The organism is Alicyclobacillus sendaiensis NBRC 100866 (genome assembly GCF_001552675.1).
Lineage (GTDB): Bacteria > Bacillota > Bacilli > Alicyclobacillales > Alicyclobacillaceae > Alicyclobacillus > Alicyclobacillus sendaiensis.
In genome coordinates this window covers 20,205-40,166 of record NZ_BCRQ01000022.1, presented here as the reverse complement: position 1 = coordinate 40,166, position 19,962 = coordinate 20,205, and the positions used below count along the sequence as shown (strand labels likewise).

Genomic DNA, 19,962 nt, shown 5'->3' with positions numbered 1-19,962 from the left:
CCTTTTTCTCGTGTGGCTTGCAACATTTGCGGTATTGCGATATACCTCTGAAATGACTCGAACATGTTTCTACTCCTTGAGGCGAGAGGGGTTTCCGCATGATTCAAGTTTGCGCGCTACACCGCCTCTCTCTGCCGCTCAAGTTTCCCATGGAGACGGCTCATGGCCCCATTCGCGAGAAACAGGCGATCCTCGTGCGGATGATCGATGAGGAAGGGGCTGAAGGTTGGGCCGAATGTGTGGCGCTCGCGGAACCGACGTACACAGAGGAGTGCACGGACACCGCCTGGGCCATGCTCGTCCAGCATCTCGTGCCAAGATTGGCGAAATGGCTTCGGAGTCAAGCGACGGGGGCAGATCCGAGGAGTGTCGGCGCCGCCTTTCACGACGTGCGCGGAAATTTCATGAGCAAGGCTGCGCTGGAAATGGCGATGTGGGATTGGTACGCGGCGAGGACGGGTCAGCCCTTGACCACGCTGCTCGGAGGCGACCGTGATCGGGTGGAAGTCGGCGCGACTATCGGTTTGTCCGAATCGCTGGATGCCCTGATTCGGTCCGTGGACAAGGCGGTGGAGCAGGGATTTCGCAGGGTGAAACTGAAGATTGCGCCGGGGCGGGATCGCGCAGCTATCGAGGCGATCCGCCGGCGTTACCCGGACCTTGCTCTTGCGGCCGATGCCAATGGGAGTTATCGCCGAGAAGACGCCTCCGCGCTGCAACAGCTCGACGCATACCAGCTCCAGTTTATCGAGCAGCCGATTCCAGAAGGCGACTGGCTTGATTTGGCCGATCTCCAAGGGGCGCTCAGAACCCCCATTTGCCTGGACGAAAGTATTCGGACGGTGCGAGAGCTGAAGCTCGCGGCTCGGCTCGGCGCGGCCCGCGTGTTGAACGTGAAGCCTGGACGGCTAGGTGGGTTTCAGGCGACGTTGGATGTCCTACACCTGGCTCGTGAAGCCGGGATGTCCGCTTGGGTCGGGGGAATGTACGAGACGGGCGTTGGCCGTGTGCACGGGCTCATTGTCGCTTCCTTGCCTGTGATGCGGTACGCGACCGATCTCGGCCCGAGCGATCGATACTTCGAACAGGACGTGCTCAAGGCCCCCATTGTCTTCGCCGAACCAGGCATGATCACGGTCCCGCAGTGCGCCGGCGTGGCGGATTGGGTCGATCTCGACGCCGTACGTCGGTTTTCGACAGCCACTTGGACGGTTGACCTGCGCAAGCTCTGAAGTCGCGTTCGAACATTGGACACCATTTGCCAACAGGATTTTTGGGGCTCGGTGTCGAAGTGGGTCAGCGTGTGTCGTGGGGGTCGAATGTGCCGCGGGGCAAGATGTTCACGCTTGTTGGACAGACAAGAGAGAAGAACATGGTCACACTACATCATGGGATGAGGGGTAGATCCACACAGTGATTGAAATGCAGGACGTCTGGAAGGAGTATCCCAACGGGACCCAGGCCCTGAATGGCATTTCGGTCCGCATTCAAAAGGGCGAGTTCGTGTACATCGTCGGCCCGAGCGGAGCCGGAAAGTCGACCTTCATCAAGTTGATGTACCGCGAGGAGCGACCGACGCGCGGGCACATCTTCATCAATGGATTCAACATCGAAAAGTTGAAGGATCGCAAAATCCCCTTTCTGCGCCGGACCATCGGCGTGGTCTTTCAGGACTTCAAGTTGCTGCCCAAACTGACAGCGGCGGAGAACGTTGCGTTTGCGCTCGAGGTCATCGGAGCGCCACCGAAGTACATTCGCAAGCGGGTTCGAGAAGTTCTTGAACAAGTGGGTTTGGAAGATAAGATGAACATGTATCCGCATCAGTTGTCGGGCGGCGAGCAGCAGCGCGTTGCCGTCGCAAGGTCGCTCGCGAACAACCCGGCCGTGGTCATTGCGGACGAGCCGACGGGAAATCTGGACCCAGAGACGTCATGGGACGTGATGCGCCTTTTTCAGCGGATCAACGATCTCGGCACGACCATCGTGATGGCGACACACAACCGGGAGATTGTCAACACGATGCGCAAGCGCGTTATCGCGATTGAGAATGGCGTGATCGTGCGAGACGAGGAGAAAGGGTATTACGGCTATGATGACTAGATGGCTGCGGCACGTGCGTGAAGGGTGCAAGAACGTCGTACGTAACGGGTGGATGTCGTTTGCGGCGTTGAGCGCCGTGATAGTGACCCTTGCGGTGCTCGGCTTTTCCCTGATTCTGACGTTCAATGTGCAACAAATGTCGAACAGCGTCACGGGGCAACTCGAGTTTAGTGCCTTCTTGAACGTGAACGCATCGGAGAAGCAGGGTGAGCAAGTGGCGCAGGAGATCCGCGCGTTGCCGGGCGTCGCGTCCGTGCAGGTGATCTCCAAGAACGAAGGGCTTCAGCAGATGAAACGAGAGTTGGGCCAGGAATTGAGCGACGTGCTGAACGCCTTCAAACAAAACCCGCTGCCCATTCAGATTGTGGTGAAGCCGCAGGACCCGCATCAGATTGACCGGCTGGCGAAAGAAGTGAGCGAGATCCCGGGGGTCGCGGCCGTGCGCGATCCGCACAAGCTGGCGTCCAGCATCTTTCGCACGTTGGCCGTCGTGAGGGACATCGGCATCGTGTTTGTGGTGGGGCTCGTCATCACGTCGATGTTCCTCATCTCGAACACCATCCGAATGACCATTTTTCACCGCCGCAGAGAGATCGAGATCATGAAACTGGTCGGTGCGACCAACTGGTTCATCCGCTGGCCGTTCATCATTGAGGGCATGATCATCGGGCTCATTGGCAGCGTGATCCCGGTGGCCCTTCTCGTGTATGGTTACCGATCGCTCTACGTGAAGGCGAAGGGCGTGTTCAGTGGGCTGGCATTTCCACTCGTCCAGGCGAGTCAGATCGAGGTCAAGCTCGCGGTGATTCTGATCACCATGGGACTTTTGATCGGCATGTGGGGAGGCGTCATCACCGTCCGGCGCTTTCTCCGCGTCTAGCATGGCTTTCACCGCGGGTTAGGGAAAGGGATACGCTTGCATGCATGTGACGGCGAATGGCTGGTGGGCGCTCGTTGGCCTGTTGCTCCTGAGCTTCGTGCTGAACCCGTATCACTACGTGGTGACAGGCTTCGTCGTATGGGACCTGGTGAGAAATGTGCGCCGAGAGCGCGTTTGGTTCGGCGTGCGTGTCACGCGAATCGGCAAGACGCTCCTTCTCCGCTACGGCAGGGCGGTCGTGGTGGGGCTCGCGGCGAGCTTTGCACTGCTTGCGGTCGGGGCCCACGTGACGATCTCGTCCGCGCTGTACGTGTTCGCCGTGTCGATTTTGCTCGGCGTGATCCGATCACGGATGGCTGCGGCGCCCATCGCCATCTCGGTCTCCGTCCTGCTGTCCTCGCTTGCGCGCGCGTACACAGGTGCTGTGCCTCCATCCGTTCTGCCGGTTTGGCGGGCCATCGTGGACATGCCGCAGGCGAACTGGATGGCGATTGCAGCGGCTGCTGCGCTGTGTGAAGCCGTGCTCGGCCTGTGGGGCACGCGCGATGCCATCCTGCCGGCGCTCGTCACCTCTCGACGAGGCCGCCGGATGGGTGCGATGAAACTCCAGTTTGGCTATGTCGTTCCGGTGGCGGTGTGGATCACGCCGTTCACGCACGCGCAGATGGTGTTTGGCTCTGGCTGGCACCCTTGGCACGTGGCTTCCGGGCAACCGGTTGCGTGGTTTGCGGTGCCGCTCGCGCTCGGCTGGCACGCGCTCTTGACCTCGCTGCCTATCGAGCGCGCGCTCAACCACCTGCGCGCGTTCGACGTCCTTCGCGGGCTGATTTTCGCCGCGGGCTTTGCGGGCGCGTACCTCTGGCAACCCAAGGCCGTGCTCTTTGCGGCCGTCGCAGCCATCGTCCTGACGGAGCTCTTCCGAGTGGTCATCCGGCGCATGGATCGAGCTCTGGAGCCTCAATTTGCCCCTGACAGCCAGGGGCTTCGCGTGCTGTACGTGATCCGGGGATCGCTCGCCGAGCGACTTGGCATCCGGCCGGGAGAGCTCATCACGCACGTGAATCAGGCGCCCGTCCATACGGAGTACGACTTCCACTTCGCGCTGGAGCAAAGTCCCGCGTATGCGCGTTTTCAGATCACGGATCGCCGCGGCGAGCCCCGGCTCGTATCGAGTCCTGTGTACGAAGGCGAGCGGCACACGCTCGGTCTCATCTTCGTCCTGCCCGGGGAAGAGCCTGTGCTTCGGCTGAAGCGGCCGTTCGGATTTCTCGAGACGCTGTACCTGCGCGTACCCGGCGGCGCGGTGCGCGATGACACATCTCGCTCGTAGTAGAAGGAGGCGCTCGCATGGATTTTGCCACGGTATTCGGGCTGCTCCTCGGCATTGGCGGCCTGCTCGGGGGCTACATCCTTGACAAGGGAAACATCGCCGCGCTGATTCAGCCTTCCGCCATGATGATTGTGTTCGGCGGCACCCTTGGCGCGACGATGTTGTCCAGCCCTCTGAAGGTCTTCCTCTCGCTGCCGAAGTACCTGCGGATTGCCTTCTTCGCGCCCAAGCGAGATCCGCGTGCGCAGATCGACCAATTGGTCGATCTCGCCGTCATGGCCCGCCGGGAGGGTATCTTGGCGCTCGAAGACCACGTCAATTCGTTCGACGACGCCTTTATGCGCAACGGCGTGCGGCTGATTGTGGACGGGATCGACCCGGAACTGGTCAAGGACATGTTGCAGACCGAGCTCGCGCACATCGAGGAGCGGCACGAGGTCGGAATTACCATGTTCGAAGCCGCCGGCGGATTCGCACCGACCATGGGCATCATCGGCACGGTGATGGGGCTCGTGCACGTGCTCGGCAGTCTGAGCGACGTGAGTTCGCTCGGCCCCGAGATCGCAACCGCGTTCATTGCGACGCTCTACGGCGTCGCGAGCGCCAACATCTTTTGGCTTCCGGTCGCGAACAAGCTGCGGGCGCGATCGCAGGAGGAGATGCTCGAGCGGGAGATGACGCTCGAAGGCATCCTGTCGATTCAGGCTGGCGAGAACCCGAACGTGTTGAGGCAAAAGTTGCTGTCGTTCCTGGCGGCGTCGGATCGCGTGGAGAAGAAGGCGGGGGTCCGGAGTGGAGCGGCGCAAGAAGCCTAAGCGTAAGCAGAACCATGAGCGTTGGCTGGTGACGTACTCCGATCTCATCACGCTTTTGCTCGTGTTTTTCGTCGTGATGTTCGCCATGTCGACCATTGACAAGACGCGCTTCGCGACCCTGGCCGAATCGCTGTATCAGGCCCTCCACCCGGGCCGGCAGATCCCCCTCAACATGGGCACGACGGCGCTCTTGGAAAGCGGCGATCAGAACAATGGCCAGCAGTTCCCCGACAACTTGCAGAACCCAAATAATCCGACCAACGCGACGACGCAGAACCAGCAGTCGAACGAGGACCTCACAGATGCGAAGCAACTCGACTTGTTGTATCGAGAGATCCAGCAATATATCGCGAACCATCATCTGACGGGCGAAGTCCAAGTGGTCGACGAGGCGCGCGGCGTGCAGATCACGATGCGAGATGTGGCGCTGTTCAATACGGGCCAAGCCGTCCTTTTGCCAAAGGCCAAGGCCATCATCGAAGGGCTGATCCCGTTTTTCAAACAGATCTCGAACGACATCGTCGTCGAAGGGTACACGGACACACAGCCCATCAACACGCCCATCTACCCGTCCAACTGGGAGCTTTCTGCGGCACGCGCCATGAGCGTGGTGCGCTTTCTGGCCGATCACGGCATCAACCCCACGCGGCTGGCGGGCATGGGCTACGGCCAGTATCACCCCGTGGCGTCAAACGCCACGCCGGCAGGGCGCCAGGCCAATCGCCGCGTGAACATCGTCATCCTGCGCAAGATCTACGCGCCGGGCACCGCTCCCGCACTTCCAACGAGTTGACGGCAGCGGCGAAGCGGTGGATACGGGCGTTCCGCCTTCTCGGCGTTCCACGGTTTCGGATCGGGCGCCTGCGTGAATGGGGCGAGTACCGCGGGCGAGGAATACGAACCCGCGTCCGCTTTGCAACCGCGGCTTCCGTTTTTTTATAATGAACGAGTGATCTCGGCTGGCTGGCATCGCAGGTTGAAGGGAACGTGTGTTCCCTTTTTCTCGTTTGGTGTGATAGAGTGCAGGTGTGTCCATCCCGGTCCGCAGGAAGCCAACGAAGGAGGAGGGCGAGGCATGTCCCAGCTACCTGGCAAGTTTGAGCTTGTGACGGACATGAAGCCTCAGGGCGATCAGCCTCAGGCTATTGAGGCGCTCGTCGATGGGGTGTACAGCGGCCTCCGTCATCAGACGCTGCTTGGCGTGACGGGATCGGGCAAGACGTTCACGATGGCCAACATCATCGCGGAGGTCAATCGCCCGACGCTGGTCATCGCGCACAACAAGACACTCGCCGCACAACTGGCGGCCGAGTTTCGCGCGTTCTTTCCCAACAACGCCGTGGAGTATTTCGTCAGCTACTACGACTACTATCAGCCGGAGGCGTACATCCCGTCGACGGACACGTATATCGAGAAGGACGCCAAAATTAACGAGGAGATTGACAAGCTACGCCACTCGGCCACCGCGGCCATTCTGGAGCGGAACGATGTGCTGGTGGTCGCGAGCGTATCCGCCATCTACGGCCTCGGCAACCCTGAAGAGTATCGGCACCACGTGCTGTCGCTGCGGGTCGGGGCGGTGATGGACCGAAACCAGATGCTTCGCAAGCTGGTCGACATGCAATACACCCGCAACGACGTGAACTTCACGCGCGGCACGTTCAGAGTGCGCGGCGACGTGGTTGAGATTTTCCCGGCGTCTCGCGACGAGAATGCCATTCGCGTCGAACTGTTCGGCGACGAGATCGACCGAATCTCGGAGATCAATGTGCTGACGGGTGAGGTGGTCGCGCGAAGGTCCCACTTCAGCGTGTTTCCTGCGTCGCACTATGTCACCTCGCGCGAGCGGCTGGAGAGGGCCATCGAGCGGATCCGCGCCGAGTTGGAGGAGCGGCTCGCGGAACTGCGTGCGCAGGGCAAACTGCTTGAGGCGCAGCGGCTCGAGCAGCGGACGAACTACGACATCGAAATGATGCTCGAGATGGGATTTTGTTCGGGGATCGAGAACTATTCGCGGCACCTGGAGGGCCGCGAAGCTGGTGAGCCTCCGTACACACTGCTCGACTATTTTCCGCCGGGCTTTCTGACGTTCATCGACGAGTCGCACGTCACCATTCCGCAGTTGCGCGGCATGTATAACGGCGATCGCAGCCGCAAGCAGACGCTCATCGAGCATGGGTTCCGCCTGCCTTCGGCCGCGGACAACCGGCCGCTCAAGTTCGAGGAGTTCGAGCGGGCCGTCGGCCAGTGCATCTATGTCAGCGCCACGCCCGGGCCGTACGAGCAACGGCATCAGCAGCGCATTGTCGAACAAATCATCCGCCCGACGGGGCTTGTGGATCCGGAGATCCACGTGCGGCCCGTCAAAGGCCAGATTGACGATCTCGTCGGCGAGATCCGCGAGCGGATCCGGCGGGACGAGCGGGTTCTCGTGACCACCCTGACGAAGAAGATGGCCGAAGACCTCACCGATTATCTGAAGGAGCTCGGCATCAAGGTGCGCTACCTCCACTCGGACATCAAGACCATCGAGCGCATGGTGATTTTGCGCGATCTCCGGCGCGGCGTGTTTGACGTCCTGGTGGGGATCAACCTCCTCCGAGAGGGGCTGGATCTGCCGGAGGTCTCCCTCGTCGCCATTCTGGATGCCGATAAGGAAGGCTTTCTCCGGTCGCACACGTCGCTCATTCAGACCATCGGCCGCGCCGCGCGCAACGCGAACGGCACGGTGATCATGTACGCCGACACCATCACCGAGTCCATGCGTATCGCCATCGAGGAGACGGAACGAAGGCGACAAAAGCAAATCGCATACAACCGGGAACACGGCATCACGCCGCAGACCGTCCGCAAGGCGGTCCGAGACGTGATCGAATCCACCAAGGTGGCGGAGTCGGCGGAGGACTACGTGGCCGTGGCGGAGAAGGCGCAAAAGCTGTCGGGCCGCGAGCGCAAGGAGCTCATCGCCAAGCTGGAGCAGGAGATGAAGGCGGCCGCGAAGGCCCTGGAGTTCGAGCGCGCGGCGGAACTGCGGGACATGATCATGGAACTCATGGACGCGTCGTGAGGCGCGAAGGAAGAAGGAAACGGCATGCCACAGGATTACATCCACGTGCGCGGGGCTCGCGTGCACAACTTGAAGAATATCGACGTCAAGATTCCGCGTGACAAGTTTGTCGTCGTCACCGGCCTGAGCGGCTCCGGCAAGTCGTCGCTCGCCTTTGACACCATCTACGCGGAGGGCCAGCGGCGGTACGTGGAGTCGCTTTCGGCGTATGCCCGCCAGTTCCTGGGCCAGATGGATAAACCGGACGTCGACGGCATCGACGGCCTGTCTCCCGCCATTTCCATTGACCAAAAGACGACGAGCCGCAATCCGCGATCGACGGTCGGCACGGTGACGGAGATCTACGACTACCTTCGGCTTCTCTTCGCCCGGGTGGGACAGCCTTTCTGCCCCAATTGCGGCATCCCGATTCAGTCCCAGACCATCGAGCAGATGGTCGATCGCGTCCTTCAGCTCCCGGAGCGGACAAGACTGCAGGTGCTGGCTCCGGTGGTGCGCGGGCGAAAAGGCGAGCACCAACGGGTGTTCGAACAAATGCGGAAGATGGGCTTCGTCCGCGTGCGCGTCGACGGCGAGGTGCGCGATCTCGACGAAGATATCCAGCTTGAAAAGAACCGCAAGCACACCATCGAGGCCGTCGTGGACCGGCTCGTCGTGCGGGACGACATCGCGAGCCGGCTCGCGGATTCGCTGGAGACGGCGCTCGGTCTGTCGGGCGGGATTGTCGTGATCGACGTGATGGACGGCGAGGAGATGCTGTTCAGCCAAAACGCCGCGTGTCCGCACTGCGGTTTTCAGGTCGACGAGTTGGCGCCGCGCATGTTCTCGTTCAACAGCCCATTCGGCGCGTGCGAGACGTGCACAGGTCTGGGCGTCAACTTGGAAGTGGACGAGCAGCTCGTCATCCCCAACCCGTCGCTGACCATCGAAGAGGGCGCCATCGCGCCCTGGAGCGGCTCGTTCTCCAATTATTATCCGGAGTTGTTGCGGGCGGCGTGCAGGGCGTTCGGCATTCCGACGGACGTGCCCATCGCGGAGCTGCCGGAGGAGGCCGTGCAGCTCCTCCTGCGCGGCAATGGGCAGCTCGTTCGCTTCTCGTATGAGAACGACTTCGGCCAGCACAAGACCGCCCACATTCCGTTCGAGGGCGTTATCCCCAATCTGGAGCGCCGCTACCGCGAGTCGACGTCCGAGTCCATCCGCGAGTTCATCGAATCGTTTATGAGCGCGAAACCTTGTCCCGCCTGCCACGGACGGCGCCTCAAGCCGCAAAGCCTGGCCGTGCTGGTTGGCGGGAAAAACATCGCGGAGGTCACGGAGATGACCGTCGGCGAGGCGCTCGAGTTCTTCCAGAGCCTCGAGCTCTCTGCGAAGGAGATGCACATTGCCCGCCAGATCTTAAAGGAGATTGAGAGCCGGCTCGGATTTTTGCGGGATGTGGGCCTCGACTACCTGACGCTGGCGAGATCGGCCGGCACGCTGTCGGGCGGCGAGGCGCAGCGGATTCGGCTGGCGACGCAGCTCGGCTCGTCGCTCATGGGTGTGCTGTACATCCTCGACGAGCCGAGCATCGGCCTTCACCAGCGGGACAACGAGCGGCTCATTCGCACGCTCGAGCACATGCGCGATCTCGGCAACACCCTCATCGTCGTGGAACACGACGAGGACACCATGCGAGCGGCCGACTACATCCTCGACATGGGCCCAGGCGCGGGCATTCACGGTGGCGAGGTGGTGGCGCAGGGGACGCCGGACGAGATCATGCGGAATCCGGCGTCGCTCACGGGGCAGTACCTGTCTGGGGAGCGCTTCATCCCGGTGCCTGAGAAGCGGCGGCAGCCGGACGGCCGCTGGCTCGAGGTGCGCGGCGCGCGAGAGAACAATCTGAAGAACATCGACGTCCGCATTCCCATCGGGCTCTTCACGTGCGTGACTGGCGTCTCTGGCTCGGGCAAGTCGACGCTGGTGAACGAGATCGTGCACAAGGCCCTGGCGCGGGACCTGAACCGCGCGCGCGTCAGGCCGGGCGATCACGACGCCATCCTCGGGCTCGAGCACCTCGACAAGGTGGTCGATATCGACCAGTCGCCGATTGGGCGCACACCGCGGTCGAACCCAGCTACGTACACGGGCGTGTTCGACGACATCCGCGATCTGTTTGCCGCCACGAACGAGGCGAAAATGCGCGGGTACAAAAAAGGGCGCTTCTCCTTCAACGTGCGCGGCGGCCGCTGCGAGGCGTGCAAGGGCGACGGGATCATCAAAATTGAGATGCACTTCCTTCCCGACGTGTACGTGCCCTGCGAGGTGTGCAAGGGCAAGCGGTACAATCGGGAGACGCTTGAGGTCACCTTCAAGGGCAAGAACATCGCGGATGTGCTTGACATGACCGTGGAGGACGCGTGCGCGTTCTTCGAGAACATCCCGCGGATCCGCCGGCGCCTGCAGACCTTGATCGATGTGGGTCTCGGGTACATCAAGCTGGGCCAGCCGGCCACGACGCTGTCGGGCGGCGAGGCGCAGCGCGTGAAGCTGGCGTCGGAGCTCCACCGGCGATCGAACGGCCGCACGCTGTACATTCTCGACGAGCCGACCACGGGGCTTCACGTGGCCGACATTGAGCGGCTCTTGACGGTCCTTCACCGCCTGGTCGAGAATGGGGATACGGTGCTCGTCATTGAGCACAACCTGGATGTCATCAAGACGGCGGACTATCTTATCGATCTCGGCCCGGAGGGCGGCAGCCGCGGCGGGCAGGTTGTGGCGGCCGGCACGCCGGAGGAAGTCTGCCGCAACCCGCAGTCGCACACCGGGCGGTTTCTCGGCCCCATTTTGGAGCGGGACCGCGCCCGGATGGCCGCGCGCCGAGCACTGGACCTCGAGGCGGCTCGCGACTGAGCGCCGGGAAGGGAGGATGGGCCCGTGGCCAATCCGCGAGGCGTGAGCGTCAGGCAACTTGTGCGCGATCTCGACCTGCACGTGTTCAACGAGGACGCGGATCTGGACCGCGTCATCTACACGCGCGACATCAATCGCCCGGGGCTGGCGCTCGCGGGATACCTGCGCTATCATCCGGCGGAGCGCGTGCAGATCTTAGGGAGAACCGAGCTGTCCTTTTTGCGCGGGCTCAACGAGAAAGAACGGGCCCTGCGGGCGTTTGCGTTCTGTTCGTATCAGCAGACGCCGTGCATCATCATCACGCGCGGTGACACGCCGCCGCCGGTCTTGCTGGAGGAAGCCGCTTCTCGACGCATTCCGGTTCTCGGAACGCCCATGGTGACGACGCGCTTGACGGCGCGCATCTCGAACTACCTCGAGGACAAGCTGGCGCCTGAAACCTTGCAGCACGGCGTGCTGGTGGATGTGTACGGCATTGGCATTCTCATCATCGGCTCGAGCGGGATCGGCAAAAGCGAGACGGGGCTCGAGCTCATCAAGCGGGGCCATCGTCTTGTCGCCGACGACGCCGTCGTGATTCGGCAGATCTCCGACGACTATCTCGTCGGCAGCGCACCGCCGTTGTTGCAGAACCTGATTGAGATCCGCGGCCTTGGCGTCCTGAACGCCATGACCCTGTTTGGCGCGGGGGCCGTGCGGACGCACAAGCGCATCTCGATGGTCGTGCACCTCGAGGCGTGGCGCGATAACTACGCGTACGATCGCCTCGGCATCGAAACGGAGACCATGAAGATCCTGGACATCGAGCTGCCGAAGGTGACGGTCCCCGTGCGGCCCGGTCGCAACCTGGCGGTCATCGTGGAGGTGGCCGCCATGAACTTCCGGCTCAAGGGCATGGGGCTTGACGCGGCGAAGCAGTTCGCGGCGGAGCTGGAGCAGATGATTGCGGCGCAGTCCGAGGGAAGCGCTTGAGAGCGAACGGGCGACCGTCGCGGCAGTCGGGCCGCGGCGGCGCACGCAGCGTGCAAAGCGAAAGCGGCGGAATGTCCGCCGCTTTCACATTTCCTCCGGTGCCTCGATGCCGAGCAGGAAGAGGGACTTGGCGAGCGCCTCGCGCACGGCCCGCGTGAGGGCGAGCCTCGATGTCCGCGCCGGCTCGTCCGCTTGGAGAATGGGATGGTCGTGATAAAAGCGGTTGAAGGCGTGGCACATCTGAAGGGCATACCGGGCCATCACGGACGGATCGTACGCATCGACAGCGCGTTCCAAGGACTCGTTGGCCTGCGCGAGCAGGAAGACGAGCGCCCATTCCGCGTCATCCGGCGCGTAGTCCGGGGACCAAGCGAGCGCGTCCGCGCCGGCCTTGCGCAACACACTCGACGCGCGAGCGTGCGTGTACTGCACGTAGGGGCCGGTCTCGCCGTCAAAGTTGAGCACGTCCTCGTAACGGAAGTCCACCTCGTGGATCCGGTACGTCTTGAGATCGTTGAAGATCACGGCGCCCACGCCCACTTGGCGAGCGATGACGTCCTTGTTCTCCAGTCCAGGGTTCTTTTCCTCGATGATGGCCCGCGCTTCTTCGATGGCCTTCTGCAAGACGTCTTCGAGGTAGACCACGTGTCCGCGCCGCGTCGACAAGCGCTGGCCGTTGAATTTCATGAGCCCAAATTGGACGTGCACGCAGTTTTTCGCGTAGTCGCGCCCCATGAGCTCGAGTACCTTGAACACCTGTTCAAAGTGCAGCTTTTGTTCTGCGCCCACGACATACAGGAGCGTGTCCGCGCCGAACGCCTTGTGCCGGTAATCGGCGGCGGCGAGATCGCGCGTGGCGTAGATGGACGTGCCGTCCGATTTGACGATGATGCAGGGCGGCATGCCGTACGCGGACAAGTCGACCACTTCCGCGCCCTGGTCTTCGACCAACAGCCCCTTCTCCCGCAATTCCTGCACAATCGCGTCCATCTTGTCGTTGTAGAAGCTCTCGCCGATGTAATGCTCGAATTCCACGCCGAGCAGTTGGTACACCTGTTTGAAGGCGCGCAGGCTTTCGTCGATGAACCAGCGCCACAGCCGCGTGGCCTCCGGATCGCCCTCTTCCAACCTCTTGAACCACAGTCGCCCCTCGTCTTCGAGTTCCGGCGCCGACTCCGCCTCCTGGTGAAACCGGACGTAAAGGCGGAACAGCTCCTTGACCGGGTCCTTGCGCACTTCCTCCTCGCTACCCCACTTGAGGTACGCCGCAATCACCTTGCCAAACTGCGTGCCCCAGTCGCCTAGGTGGTTGACGCCTTCCACTCTCCACCCGTCCTCGCGCATCATCCGTTTGAGCGCGTGGCCGATGATGGTCGAGCGCAGATGTCCGACGCCAAACGGCTTGGCGATGTTTGGCGACGAGTAGTCGATCACGGCCGTTCGCCCGCGCCCCCGTTCCGACGAGAACAGGTCGTGGACGGACGCGATGGCCTGTTCGATCACGACCTGTGCGAACGGGGCCCGCGCGAGTCGAATGTTCAGAAACCCTTTCTCGGCTTGAGCGCTCTCCACGCCGTCGACCTGCCGCACGCGCTCGGCGAGTTCCTCCGCAATCTGCACGGGGTTTTTTCGCATCTCCCGCGCGAACGGAAAGCAGGGCAGGGCGAGATCGCCAAGGGCCGGATTGGGCGGATATTCGAGCATCTGAGCCACGTCATTGACCGGCCGTGCGACAGCGTCTGCAATCGCATGTGCGATGGCACGTTTGATGGATCTCACGTTCATCCCCCTGTACAGTCCTCCAAAAGCGTCTATTCATTATAGCATGGACAAATTTCTTGAGGAACTTCGCCATTTCTGGCCCGCTGTGCTATACTTTTTCCACCAGTTGCGCAGGTGACGAGCGCGATCGCCCAGTCTCGCCACGAGTGCGTGTGCCGTTGGATGGTGCAAAGGAGGCGCTGCACAAGGTGCAAATGGACAAACGTCGCCATCGCTACAACAAGGTGGATCGACCCGAGAACGTCATTGCGATGAAGCTGGACGCGTCCTACTTTTTCGAACGGGGCATGCGCTTCTTGCAGCGGAATGATCTGGCGCGCGCGGTGAAGGCGTTTCAGAGGACCGTGGAGTATGAGCCGGACAATCCGGTCAACTACTGCAATCTCGCGGGCGTGCTCGCGGAACTGGGCGACTTTGAAGCCTCGAATGAGCTGCTGCACTACGTGCTTGAGCATATGGATCCGCACATGTCGGAATGTTGGTTTTACCTCGCCAACAATTACGCGAACCTTGGCGATTACGACGCAGCCGAGGAACACCTCCTTCGCTACCTGGATCTTGATCCCCATGGAGAATACGCCGCGGAAGCCGAAGAGATGCTCGCCATCCTCGTCGACGAGTTCGGCGGCGGTCGCGCACTGGAGCGGCGCAGGCGCGAAGAAGCCCGCGCAGAGACCATGCAGGCCATTCAGGACGGGCGTTACTTCCTCGAAAACGGCCAGTTTGAGGTCGCCGTGGAGTGGCTCGAGCAGGTCGTGGCGGCCGATCCGTCTCACATCGCCGCGCGCAATAACCTGAGTTTGGCGTATTACTACACCGGCCAATACGACGAAGCGCTCGCGATGGCGGAGAGCGTCCTGGAACGCCAGCCAGACAACCTCCATGCGCTCTGCAACCGCGCGATTTTGTTGCAACATTTCGGCGACGAGGATGCACTGCGGCGAGCGGTGGAACCGCTGCGGAAGGTGATCCCGCTCCATCCGGACATCGCGATGAAGGTGGCCATCACCCTCGGCTTCGTCGGCCGTCACGCTGACGCGCTCGCGGCGTTTCGCCGCCTTGCGCGTCTCGTCCCGCCGGATCATCCGATGCTACTGCACGGACTGGCCGCCGCGCATGCGAACCTGGGGAATCTCCGTTGCGCCGAGGCGCTTTGGCGGCAATTGGCGCGCCACGAGGATTGCTCGCGTCTTGCGGACTATCACCTCGAGCGGGTGCGCCAGGCGCAGGCGGCCGGGCTCCAGTCGGTGAGCGTCAGCTATCAATTGGATATCCCGGTCGAGTTGCAACTCGCCGAGGTGCGGGATCGCCTGCAGACCTCATCGCCCGATGAATGGAAGCGAGATCCCCTCCTGCGCGCGTCCCTCTATTGGAGTCTGCGCCACGGCAGCCGCGAGGTGCGCCAGCGCGTCATTCGCGCGCTCGCGGTGGTCGGCGACGGCGACGCCGAGCAAGCGCTGAAGTCATTTTTGGCTCGATCCGACATCGACGCCTCGCTTCAGGAGCAGACGCTCGTGGCGCTGAAGCGGATGGGCGCGAAGGGATCGGTGCGCCTCTGGCGCGCAGCGGGTCCCATCGAGATGCGGCTGGAGGACGTGCGCCAGGACATCATCCTGGATCTGCAACCGCAGTGGAGGGAGGTTTGGGACCTGGCGGAGGAGTGGCTCGCCGCCCGGGCCCTGAGCAATCTGGTGGGTCAGGCGCGCCGATTCTGGCTCACGTACCTGTATGACGATTTGTTTCTCGACCTGCGCAAGCGGATTGTAAAACCCGAGACCTGGGCGGCCGGGCTTCTGTACGTGGTCCTTCGCTACGCCGACGTGCCCGTTTTGCAGCGCGATCTCGCCGCTCAATTCGGCGTCTCGGTGTCCTCGCTCAGCAAGTGCAGCTCCCGCATGGAGCAGGTGGTGCTTCGAGCGGGATGGCGGGCGCGGCGGGGCCGCGAAGAGTGAAAGATGCGGAGAAATGTTCGGCGGTCATCAAAATTTCACGAGGATGTAACACGGCTGAAACATGTGCGGTCTACTCTAAAGGCGTAGCACATTTGACCCCCTTTTGATATAGAGGTTCTTGGGCACTCGGCTTCCGAGTGCCGCTTTTTTGTGCGGAACGCATCCCTGGTATACTCTTGGCGGAGCATGCTATGCTGTTCACAAATGGGGTGGGCGCCTTGCAGGTCATCGTCAATTGCTATGCACCGTTTGACGGCGGGTTCGTGATGTTGCGCAAACCGCGCCGCGGATGGTGGTACCTGCCGGGCGGCAAGGTTGAGCCAGGAGAGTCGTGGCGGCTCGCGGCCATGCGCGAGTTCACGGAGGAAACGGGGCTTCAACTCAAGGACGCCCATCTTCGCGGGGTCTACGAGATCCACGTCGCCGCGGGACCCGAGGAAGGCGAGAAGCGCCGCATCATCGCCCAGTTCGTCGGGCGGGGGGCTTCGGGGACCCTCCGGACCGTCCATCGAGAAGGCACGCTCGCCATCGTGACGAAGCGCGAGCTTCCGCACCTGCCCATGGACGAGGGAGATCGCCTCATGCTTTTACACGCTATCTCCGCCGAGGAGCGGGGCGACGACCGCGTGTTTTTCGGGAGCTTCTCGTACGACGCGGAGCATCGTCTGCTTCGTCATGAAATGGATCCCGACGGCTATCCGCTGGAACCGCTGTTTGCGCGCAGCCAAGAGGGGGATGCGCTGTGACCAACCGCTTGCAGGCGATTGTGCTGACCGGCATGTCGGGTGCGGGCAAGTCCACTGCGATGCAGGCGTTCGAAGATTTTGGCTTTTTCTGTGTCGACAATTTGCCGCCCGCGCTGATGCCGCGGCTCATTGACATGGCCGAGCACGCGTCCGGCAAGCTCAGCAAGATGGCGTTTGGCTGTGATCTGCGCGGCGGTGAACTGTTCGAACCGCTGCTCATGACCGTTCAGGAAATCCGAGAGCGCAAGGACGTCGCGGTGACACTTGTGTTTCTCGACGCGGACGACGCGACGCTCGTGCGGCGGTACAAGGCCTCGCGCCGCCGCCATCCGCTGTCGATGGGAGGCAGGCTGCTCGAAAGCATTCAGGCCGAGCGCCAGAAGCTTGCGGGCGTGCGCCAGGCGGCCGACGTCGTGATCGACACATCGAACTTGTCTGCCAATCAACTCAAGCAGGAGCTCAGTCGCCGCTTCGTGGAACACGCCGTGCGCCTGCCGGTGCACGTGGTGTCGTTTGGGTTCAAGTTCGGAGTGCCGCTCGACGCGGACATGGTGTTCGATGTGCGGTTTTTGCCGAACCCTCACTATCTCGACCACCTGCGGCCGTACACCGGGGAAGACGAACCTGTGTACAACTACGTCATGCAGTGGCCGCAGACGCGGGCGTTCTTGCAGAAGGTTGAAGATATGCTCGACTTTCTCATTCCGGAATTTCAGCGGGAAGGGAAGAGCCATCTCGTCATCGGCGTGGGCTGCACAGGAGGGAAGCACCGCTCGGTGGCGGTCGCGAAGCACATCGCCGAACATCTGCGGGATATCGCCGCCGTCGATCTGACGCACCGGGATTCCAGGCGGGAGGACTAGCCCATGCGACAGTGGTGGTTGCTCGCCTGGACCATCGCCTGTTTCGGCATGGGTCTTTTGACGGGCGTGTTGCGGCTTGCGCACTGGCCGCACGCCGCCCAGATCGGCGTGGCGGTCGTGCTTGCGGCGGTGGTGCTGCTCGCGTTCGGCTGGTGGTCGGACATGCGGCGCCAGCGGCGTTTGCAGAAGTGGCGGGAGCGCAGGCTGAAAATCGTGTGCATCGGCGGCGGGACAGGATTGTCGACTATCCTGCGTGGCCTGAAAGAGTACGATGTCGATCTCACGGCGGTCGTGACGGTGGCGGATGACGGGGGGAGTTCCGGCAGACTGCGCCACGACTTCGCGATGCCGCCGCCCGGAGACATTCGCAACTGCTTGGTCGCGCTGGCGGATACGGAGCCGCTTCTCGAGCGACTGTTGCAGTTTCGCTTTCCAGCGGGAGAAGGGCTCGAGGGCCACAGCTTCGGGAACCTGTTTCTCGCCGCGATGACGCATATCATGGGGGATTTCGAGTCGGCGATTCGCGAGACGAGCCGCGTGCTCGCGGTTCGAGGCAAGGTGTTGCCGGCGGTGCGCGAAGACGTGCGACTTCGGGCGTACCTCGAGGACGGTCGCGTGGTTGAGGGGGAATCGCGCATTCCCGAGGCCGGCGGGCGAATCGAGCGGCTGGAGCTTGTTCCGGCGCAGCTCGAACCGCTGCCTGACGTGATCGCGGCCATCGAGTCCGCGGACGCCATTGTGGTGGGGCCGGGGAGCTTATACACCAGCGTGCTGCCGAACCTTCTGGTTCCAGGCATCGCCGAAGCCATTGCGTCGAGCCGAGCGTGCAAGATTTACATATGCAATGTGATGACGCAACGCGGAGAGACGGACGATCTGTCGGCGTCCAGCCACGTGCGCGTCATCTATCGCCATGTGGGTCGCCGGCTGTTTGACTATGTGTTGGTCAACGCAGCGCCGCTGCCGGAGGAGGCCCTGCGGCGCTATCAGGAGCAGATGAGCTACCCGGTTCGGGTGGACATGGAGGAGTTGCACAAACTCGGGCTCAAGGTCATCGCCCGCGACTTCATCCACTACGCGACCTATGCCCGCCACGATAGCCGCAAGGTCGCGGAGCAAATCGTGAGCCTACTGGGCTACGAGCGGGACACGAAGCACGCGACGGGATAGGAGAGATCGCCACATGTCGTTTGCCGCGGAGACCAAAAAGGAACTGACGCAGATCGCATCGGATCCCGCGGCAACGCGGTACGAGCTCATGGCCGTGTTCGCGCTGAGCGCGTCGTTTCGCCTCAGGGAGGGTGTGCTCGTCATCGAGACCGAGAACGTGGCCACGGCCAGGCGCGTGTACACCTCCATCAAGCAGTTGTTGGGCATTCGCCCGGAGGTCGTGGTCCGGCGGAAGATGCGCCTGAAGAAGAACCACGTGTACACGTTGCGGTTGAACCGACTCCAGGCCGAACAAGCGCTCGCGGAGCTAGGGTATCACGGTGAGCTTGCAGAAGGCCCCCTGGCTGTGGCATGGACATTTCCCCGTCAGGACGAGGCCCGGCGCGCGTTTCTGCGCGGGGCGTTTCTCGCGGGCGGTTCGGTGAACGCGCCTGGCAGTTCGTCGTATCATCTGGAAATTTTCGCGCATTCGCTCGATCTCGCCGAGTGGCTGATGCGGCTGATGAACCGCTACGGGCTGAACGCGCGCGTCACCGCCCGAAAGAAGGGCTACATCGTATACATCAAAGAGGTCGAGAAGATCGTCGAGTTCCTGAGCGTGATCGGCGCGGTGAGGGCGCTCCTTCAATTTGAAGACCGGCGGATCGTGAAAGGGATGCGCAACCAGGTGAATCGGCTGGTGAACTGTGAAACGGCCAACATGAACAAGACGATCTCGGCGGCCATTCGCCAACTGGAACACATCCGCCGGATCGAGCGTACCATAGGGCTGGAGAGCCTGCCCGAGCACTTGCGCGAAGCCGCGCTGCTGCGGCTGCAGCACCCCGAGTCGAATCTCCAGGAGTTGAGCGCGGCCATCGGGGGGCGCGTCTCCAAATCGGGGTTGAATCATCGGTTTCGGAAGCTGGAGGAAATCGCCGAACAGTTGCGAGACCGTGCAAACAAGGGTCATGAGACTGTCGATAAATCGTCGGAAATGGCCCATAAAGAGCCATGAAATCGCTATCTTCCGCAATCTGCAGGATGATATACTGAAGATCAAATCTGAGGACTTGGTGATGAATATGTTTGAGAAAGAGACGATTGTCCGCCTGCGCGGCGGTTTGTTTGCGCGCGCGGCCGCCAAGTTCGTTCAAGAGGCGACGCGCTTCAAATCGGAAGTGTTCGTGGAGAGAGACGGCAAGACGGTGAACGCCAAGAGCATCATGGGCGTCATGAGTCTCGCCATTCCGTCTGGCGAGCGCGTGGTGATTCGCGCGAGCGGCACGGATGAGCAGGCTGCGGTGCAGCAGTTGGCCAAGCTCATCGAATCCGAGGAGCTGTTTGTCTGACGGTGCGGCGCCCGCGCCCGTTCTTCCCCCTCCACTCCGGTTCATACAATCCAGCG

Annotated in this window: 16 protein-coding genes; 15 read left to right on the top strand and 1 reads right to left on the bottom strand. The window is 62.1% G+C overall.

What is annotated here, in order from left to right; all coding sequences use genetic code 11:
* Positions 1-98: 98 nt before the first annotated feature.
* From menC to hprK, 9 genes are all read left to right on the top strand, one after another.
* The gene (gene menC, locus AS26_RS06245) at positions 99-1,232 is read left to right on the top strand and encodes an o-succinylbenzoate synthase (protein ID WP_062307331.1); all 1,134 of its coding nucleotides are present in this window, start codon (positions 99-101) and stop codon (positions 1,230-1,232) included.
* A 181-nt stretch (positions 1,233-1,413) separates the two neighbouring features.
* Positions 1,414-2,100, top strand: coding sequence for a cell division ATP-binding protein FtsE (ftsE, locus tag AS26_RS06240; protein ID WP_062307327.1), 687 nt, complete (start codon positions 1,414-1,416; stop codon positions 2,098-2,100).
* Entirely contained in the window at positions 2,090-2,980 is an 891-nt protein-coding gene (gene ftsX, locus AS26_RS06235) for a permease-like cell division protein FtsX (protein WP_062307323.1), read from the top strand. The genes ftsE and ftsX overlap by 11 nt, the downstream gene beginning before the upstream one ends.
* Before the next feature lie 40 nt (positions 2,981-3,020).
* On the top strand, positions 3,021-4,310 hold the full coding sequence (locus AS26_RS06230) for a PDZ domain-containing protein (RefSeq protein ID WP_062307319.1): 1,290 nt from the start codon (positions 3,021-3,023) through the stop codon (positions 4,308-4,310).
* Positions 4,311-4,327: 17 nt separating this feature from the next.
* Positions 4,328-5,125, top strand: a complete 798-nt coding sequence (locus tag AS26_RS06225) for a flagellar motor protein (protein WP_062307315.1) — start codon at positions 4,328-4,330, stop codon at positions 5,123-5,125.
* A complete protein-coding gene (locus tag AS26_RS06220) occupies positions 5,103-5,918 on the top strand; it encodes a flagellar motor protein MotB (protein WP_062307312.1) in 816 nt (271 codons plus the stop codon). Before AS26_RS06225 ends, AS26_RS06220 begins: the two co-directional genes overlap by 23 nt.
* 282 nt (positions 5,919-6,200) lie before the next feature.
* A complete protein-coding gene (uvrB, locus tag AS26_RS06215; protein WP_062307310.1) occupies positions 6,201-8,192 on the top strand; it encodes an excinuclease ABC subunit UvrB in 1,992 nt (663 codons plus the stop codon).
* Positions 8,193-8,216: 24 nt separating this feature from the next.
* Positions 8,217-11,090 carry an excinuclease ABC subunit UvrA gene (gene uvrA, locus AS26_RS06210; RefSeq protein ID WP_062307308.1) on the top strand — a complete coding sequence of 958 codons (2,874 nt, stop codon included), beginning with the start codon at positions 8,217-8,219 and terminating at the stop codon, positions 11,088-11,090.
* Between the two features lie 24 nt (positions 11,091-11,114).
* Positions 11,115-12,062 (top strand): HPr(Ser) kinase/phosphatase, encoded by a 948-nt coding sequence (gene hprK, locus AS26_RS06205; RefSeq protein ID WP_062307305.1) that lies wholly within the window; start codon positions 11,115-11,117, stop codon positions 12,060-12,062.
* An 84-nt stretch (positions 12,063-12,146) separates the two neighbouring features.
* On the opposite strand, the gene argS is transcribed toward hprK, so the two are convergent.
* Positions 12,147-13,847 carry an arginine--tRNA ligase gene (argS, locus tag AS26_RS06200; RefSeq protein WP_062307303.1) on the bottom strand — a complete coding sequence of 567 codons (1,701 nt, stop codon included), beginning with the start codon at positions 13,845-13,847 and terminating at the stop codon, positions 12,147-12,149.
* Between the two features lie 191 nt (positions 13,848-14,038).
* Here argS and AS26_RS06195 point away from each other — a divergent pair, with 191 nt between their 5' ends.
* The 6 genes from AS26_RS06195 to AS26_RS06170 all read left to right on the top strand — a co-directional run bounded on the left by AS26_RS06195 (position 14,039) and on the right by AS26_RS06170 (position 19,906).
* Positions 14,039-15,796 carry a tetratricopeptide repeat protein gene (locus AS26_RS06195; RefSeq protein WP_245629645.1) on the top strand — a complete coding sequence of 586 codons (1,758 nt, stop codon included), beginning with the start codon at positions 14,039-14,041 and terminating at the stop codon, positions 15,794-15,796.
* Between the two features lie 191 nt (positions 15,797-15,987).
* Positions 15,988-16,542 (top strand): NUDIX domain-containing protein, encoded by a 555-nt coding sequence (locus AS26_RS06190; protein ID WP_062307298.1) that lies wholly within the window; start codon positions 15,988-15,990, stop codon positions 16,540-16,542.
* A complete protein-coding gene (rapZ, locus tag AS26_RS06185) occupies positions 16,539-17,405 on the top strand; it encodes an RNase adapter RapZ (protein WP_062307296.1) in 867 nt (288 codons plus the stop codon). Before AS26_RS06190 ends, rapZ begins: the two co-directional genes overlap by 4 nt.
* 3 nt (positions 17,406-17,408) lie before the next feature.
* Entirely contained in the window at positions 17,409-18,575 is a 1,167-nt protein-coding gene (gene mgfK / locus AS26_RS06180) for a gluconeogenesis morphogenetic factor MgfK (protein ID WP_062307293.1), read from the top strand.
* A gap of 13 nt (positions 18,576-18,588) precedes the next feature.
* Positions 18,589-19,572, top strand: coding sequence for a DNA-binding protein WhiA (gene whiA, locus AS26_RS06175; protein ID WP_062307291.1), 984 nt, complete (start codon positions 18,589-18,591; stop codon positions 19,570-19,572).
* Positions 19,573-19,639: 67 nt separating this feature from the next.
* Positions 19,640-19,906, top strand: coding sequence for an HPr family phosphocarrier protein (locus AS26_RS06170; RefSeq protein WP_174519922.1), 267 nt, complete (start codon positions 19,640-19,642; stop codon positions 19,904-19,906).
* Positions 19,907-19,962: the final 56 nt, after the last annotated feature.

What these genes read in the sequence shown, in the direction of transcription:
- menC (WP_062307331.1), top strand. Translation starts at nt 99, where the DNA reads ATGATTCAAGTTTGCGCGCTACACCGCCTCTCTCTGCCGCTCAAGTTT.
- ftsX (WP_062307323.1), top strand. Translation starts at nt 2,090, where the DNA reads ATGATGACTAGATGGCTGCGGCACGTGCGTGAAGGGTGCAAGAACGTC.
- AS26_RS06230 (WP_062307319.1), top strand. Translation starts at nt 3,021, where the DNA reads ATGCATGTGACGGCGAATGGCTGGTGGGCGCTCGTTGGCCTGTTGCTC.
- AS26_RS06225 (WP_062307315.1), top strand. Translation starts at nt 4,328, where the DNA reads ATGGATTTTGCCACGGTATTCGGGCTGCTCCTCGGCATTGGCGGCCTG.
- uvrB (WP_062307310.1), top strand. Translation starts at nt 6,201, where the DNA reads ATGTCCCAGCTACCTGGCAAGTTTGAGCTTGTGACGGACATGAAGCCT.
- uvrA (WP_062307308.1), top strand. Translation starts at nt 8,217, where the DNA reads ATGCCACAGGATTACATCCACGTGCGCGGGGCTCGCGTGCACAACTTG.
- argS (WP_062307303.1), bottom strand. Translation starts at nt 13,847, where the DNA reads ATGAACGTGAGATCCATCAAACGTGCCATCGCACATGCGATTGCAGAC.
- AS26_RS06195 (WP_245629645.1), top strand. Translation starts at nt 14,039, where the DNA reads ATGGACAAACGTCGCCATCGCTACAACAAGGTGGATCGACCCGAGAAC.
- AS26_RS06190 (WP_062307298.1), top strand. Translation starts at nt 15,988, where the DNA reads ATGCTGTTCACAAATGGGGTGGGCGCCTTGCAGGTCATCGTCAATTGC.
- mgfK (WP_062307293.1), top strand. Translation starts at nt 17,409, where the DNA reads ATGCGACAGTGGTGGTTGCTCGCCTGGACCATCGCCTGTTTCGGCATG.
- whiA (WP_062307291.1), top strand. Translation starts at nt 18,589, where the DNA reads ATGTCGTTTGCCGCGGAGACCAAAAAGGAACTGACGCAGATCGCATCG.
- AS26_RS06170 (WP_174519922.1), top strand. Translation starts at nt 19,640, where the DNA reads ATGTTTGAGAAAGAGACGATTGTCCGCCTGCGCGGCGGTTTGTTTGCG.